Raw genomic sequence first — 4,476 nt, forward strand, 5'->3', positions numbered from 1 at the left:
CCCACCGAGGCTTCGGACATGATGGAGACCGCACCGATCTTGCCCACGTGATCCACATGGGTTCCCCCGCAGAGCTCACGGCTCCAGCCGTCCTCGCCAATGGAGACCACACGGACCACGTCGCCGTACTTCTCCCCGAACAGATGCATGGCGCCCAGGGCGATGGCATCGTCATACTTCATCTCCTGCGCGGTCACGGCCAGGTTGTCCCGCAGGCGGTCGTTGACACGGGATTCCACCGCATCCATGGCCTGGCGGCTGGGGGCTTGCGACCACTGGAAGTCGAAACGCAGCCTGTTGGGTGCATCCTCGGAACCGCGCTGCGTGGCCTGGGGACCCAGTTCCTCTCGCAGAGCCTTATGGACCATGTGCGTGGCGGTGTGCGAGCGGGCGATGGCGCCGCGCCGGTTCCGGTCGATGGTGGCCGTGACCTTGGCCTGCAGGATCAGCGTTCCTTCAGTCAGCCGGCAGCGGTGGATGGTCAACCCTTTGATGGGCTTTTGCACGTCGTCCACCTCCAGGACGGCTCCGTCGTCGGTCAATATCTCACCCTGGTCGGCCAGCTGGCCGCCGGCCTCGGCGTAGAAGGGCGAGCGGTCCAGAATAACCTCAACCTGAGCAGGTGCCTTGACAGCCGGAACCGCCCCCTTGCCCTCCTGGATGATGCCCAGAACGGTCGAGCGGCTGGAGAAGTCGGTGTAGCCCAGGAAGACCTGAGGCTCGTCCAGACTCTTGCGCATATCGTCGTAGACACTCAGATCGACGTTGTGCCGCTTCTTCATGGCATCGGCGCGGGCCCTGGACTTCTGCTCATTCATGAGCTTTCGGAACTCATCCTGGTCCACCTTGACACCCTGCTCGGCAGCCATCTCCAGGGTCAGCTCGATGGGGAAGCCGTAAGTGTCATGCAGGGTAAAGGCATCCTTGCCCGAAACCTCGGGGTCGCCCTTCCCGCTCTTGGCCTTGTTGACGGCCGTATCCAAAATGGTGGTCCCCTTGTCCAGGGTCCGGCGGAAGGCCAGCTCCTCACCATAGGCCGATTCGGCCACCTCGGAGAAGGTGTCGTTGAGCTCTGGGTAGCTGGGAGCCATGGCCTCCTTGGAGACCGGGAAGAGCTGGGGCAGAACCTCCTGGTCCACGCCCAGCATCTTCATGGAGCGGATGGTCCGGCGCAGCAGACGACGCAGCACATAGCCACGGCCGACGTTGCTGGGACGGACGCCGTCGCTCATGATCATCAAAGCCGAGCGAACATGGTCAGCCACCACACGGAAGCGCACGTCATCCTGGGCGTCATCGCCGTAGTGCCGACCGGACAGACCCTCGGCCGCCTGGATGACAGGATAGACCTCGTCGGTCTCGTAGATGTTCTGCTTGCCCTGAAGCAGGTAGGCCAGGCGCTCCAATCCGGCGCCGGTGTCGATGTTCTTGTGTTCCAACTCGCCGACAATGTGCAGGTCGGTCTTGGAACGGACGTTGTCCACCTCGTAGTTTTCGAAGACCAGATCCCAGATCTCAATGTATCGGTTCTCATCGGCCGAGGGGCCGCCCTCTTTGCCATAAGCAGGCCCGCGGTCCACATAGATCTCAGAGCAAGGGCCGCCGGGGCCGGGGCCGCCGGTGGTCCAGAAGTTGTCCTCCATGCCCAGGATTTCCATGTGCTCGGGGTCGAAACCTTCGTTCTTCCATAGAGAGCGAGCCTCGTCATCGTCGGTGTAGGTGGTCACCCAGATCGTGTCAGGGTCAAAGCCGTAGCCGCCTTGGTCCTGGGGCTTGGTCAGCAGATCCCAGGCATAGTGGATGGCCTCCTCCTTGAAGTAGTCTCCAAAGGAGAAGTTGCCCAGCATCTGGAAGAAGGTGCCGTGACGGGTGGTCTTGCCCACCTCATCGATGTCCAGGGTGCGCACGCACTTCTGGTTGCTTGCCATCCGGCTCTTGGGCGGGGTCTGCTCCCCCAGCAGATAGGGGATGAAGGGGACCATGCCGGCGATGGTGAAGAGCGTGGTGGGATTGGGCGAGATCAGGGAGGCGGAGGGAACCACCAGATGATCCTTGTCCTGGAAATAATCGAGGAAACGCTTGGCGATTTCCGATGTGCGCATGCTGCTTCTGCTCCTTCAGACCCGGTGAACGCCGAGGGGATAACGGGTCGTCCAAATGACTCGGTTGTCCGGGGTGCGAACAGGTCGCCCACACTCCGGGCTCTTAGCTGAATATGGTGATTTTACACCGGCCAGGCGCATCTGTCCTAGCTTGTCCGCCCCAGGCTCAGCCCTGGAAACGGTCCAGATAGCGGCGATCCAGCTCGTCCTGCCGCTGGTGCATTGTCTGGGTGAACTGGCTTACCAGTTCGGACAGGGTCCGGGAGGCCACTTGGTCCTGATCCTCGCCCAGCACGAATTCCCTTGCACGCTTGGGGGTATTGGCCCTCACATAGGCCTCGGCCTTGGTCACCAGGACCACGCCTGCCGTGACGCCCAGCCCCATCCAGAAGATCCGTTTGAACATCAGCGGGTCCTTCCCTCGTTCCCTTGGCCGTCATTGGCCTTTTTTGCTGTGGAGGGCTTGGATTCGGCGCTGTTGCGGCCTCCTGAAAGGAATGACGAGATCGTCTTGCGCAGGGCATAGAGGAAGGCTGCCACTTTGATGACCGGCTTGCCCAGCATTGATCCGTACAGGTCGGTCAGAGCGCCGACGTTGCCTGCCGTGGTCGAGGCCGCTGCGGAGATGCGATTGACGTCGGTCAGGGTCTGGTTGAGCTGGGTGACCGTGCTAGTGGACTCGTCCAGGGTGGGCACCACATGGTCGCCCGTCTGCTTGATGGTCTGTGCCAGCTGATCGAAGAGCTTCCCCAGACGAATCAGGGGATAGATCAGAAACCCTGCCAGGATAGCGAAGGCAATAGCCGCTATCAGGCCGGCAATCTGTCCTACGTCCATCTGCTACCTCTCTTCCATTGGTACGATACTGGGGACAACGCTAGCACGCGCCATCTATCAGTCCAGGCCATGACCGGCCGGTTAAAGCCGGTTCAGTGATTGAAGGACCGTACCTGCAGAGCCCGCTCAAAGGGGGCATCCGTATCGAAGTCGAATATGGTGACGCTTCCATTGCTTGGGCGGCTGCTGGTGTCATATCGGCCCCCGCCGAAGCGGTTGACCAGACTAAGCAGTGTGTTGCCGTGCGAGATCAGTAGGACGCGGTCGTCATTCTTCAGGTGCTGGTCGGAGGCAATCAGGGCGAATCCGCCGGCAATCCGCGTCCAATACTCGTTGTCGGACTCGGCATCGCCAAAAGGATCTGCCTCCTTGAGGAAGTCCCTGGTGGCGGCCAGGCCGAAACGGTCCACGATCTGCTGGTAGGTGCCAGCCCCATGAGGCGCGCCTGCAGCCCACCAGGCCATGGCCATGTCCTGTCCCTCGAAATAGCCGTAGAACTGCTCACGGAAGTGGCTGTCACTGACCGGCTCAGGCTTCTTCTTGGACTGGTTCTGGTCCAGGATCCTGTGGACTGTCTCTTGGGCGCGTGTGGTGTCCGAGCAGTAGGCGGCCGCAAAGCTCACCTGGCTCAATTTGTGGCCTGCACGGTCGGCATCCTGCAGCCCCGATGAAGTCAGCGGCGAGTTGGACCAGCCCTGGAGACGGTTGTAGCGATTGAAATAGGTCTGCCCATGGCGGACAGCATACAGATGGAGCAACATGCCTCTATTATCCCACCCATGCTTCGGCAGGAGCGGCAGGTCTTGGCACGCAAAGGGCCCCGGACAAACCGGGGCCCCAAAATTGCTGGCGATCAGCGAGCGTAGAACTCGACCACGTACTGGATGTTAATCTGAACCGGAATCTCCTCCGGCTCGGGCTTACGGACCAGGCTGGCCTTCAGGGAGGCCAGGTCCACGTCCAGGTAGCCGGGGACTGCTGGCAGCACATCCCGGTGGACGCCTTCTGCGGCGATCTGGAAGGGCACCATGGTCTGGCTCTTGGGCTTGACCTGGATGGTCTGGCCGGGCTTGACCCTGTAGGAGGGACGATCCACGATGTTGCCATCGACCAGGATGTGGCGGTGGACCACGTACTGACGGGCCTGAGCGGTGGTGCGGGCGATGCCGGCGCGCAGGACCAGGTTATCCAGGCGGCACTCCAGCTCGCGAAGCATTGCGGCACCGGTCTGGCCGGACTCGTGGGTGCCCCGCTCATAGGCGGCACGCAGTTGCTTCTCAGAGACGCCGTACTGGGCGCGCAGCCTCTGCTTCTCCCGCAGACGGACGGCGTAATCGGACTCGGTGCGACGACGGCTGCGGCCGTGCTCGCCGGGGCCATAGGGGCGCTTCTCGAACAGGCGCTGAGCCTTGGGCGTCAGGGCAATGCCCAGAGCACGGGACAGGCGGACCTGCCGACGTGCACGCTGAATGTTAGTCATTGATGCAATCCTTACTTGCTTCTGTCGTTATCTGAACGAAGACGGCCGGAACCGTCG

The 4,476-nt window shown here is 61.9% G+C and carries 5 protein-coding genes; all 5 read right to left on the reverse strand.

Features of this window, described 5'->3' with window-relative positions:
- On the reverse strand, positions 1-2,102 hold a 2,102-nt coding region (alaS, locus tag AC0AP0_RS09355; RefSeq protein WP_490430267.1), incomplete at its 3' end, for an alanine--tRNA ligase.
- Between the two features lie 166 nt (positions 2,103-2,268).
- Positions 2,269-2,508 carry a hypothetical protein gene (locus tag AC0AP0_RS09360; RefSeq protein ID WP_490430268.1) on the reverse strand — a complete coding sequence of 80 codons (240 nt, stop codon included), beginning with the start codon at positions 2,506-2,508 and terminating at the stop codon, positions 2,269-2,271.
- Entirely contained in the window at positions 2,508-2,939 is a 432-nt protein-coding gene (locus tag AC0AP0_RS09365) for a DUF948 domain-containing protein (protein WP_490430269.1), read from the reverse strand. Before AC0AP0_RS09365 ends, AC0AP0_RS09360 begins: the two co-directional genes overlap by 1 nt.
- A 92-nt stretch (positions 2,940-3,031) precedes the next feature.
- Positions 3,032-3,700 carry a histidine phosphatase family protein gene (locus AC0AP0_RS09370; RefSeq protein WP_490430270.1) on the reverse strand — a complete coding sequence of 223 codons (669 nt, stop codon included), beginning with the start codon at positions 3,698-3,700 and terminating at the stop codon, positions 3,032-3,034.
- 92 nt (positions 3,701-3,792) lie between these two features.
- Entirely contained in the window at positions 3,793-4,419 is a 627-nt protein-coding gene (rpsD, locus tag AC0AP0_RS09375; protein WP_015021916.1) for a 30S ribosomal protein S4, read from the reverse strand.
- Positions 4,420-4,476 lie beyond the last annotated feature (57 nt).

It is taken from the genome of Bifidobacterium sp. POST2/T3 (B1), from assembly GCF_058197115.1.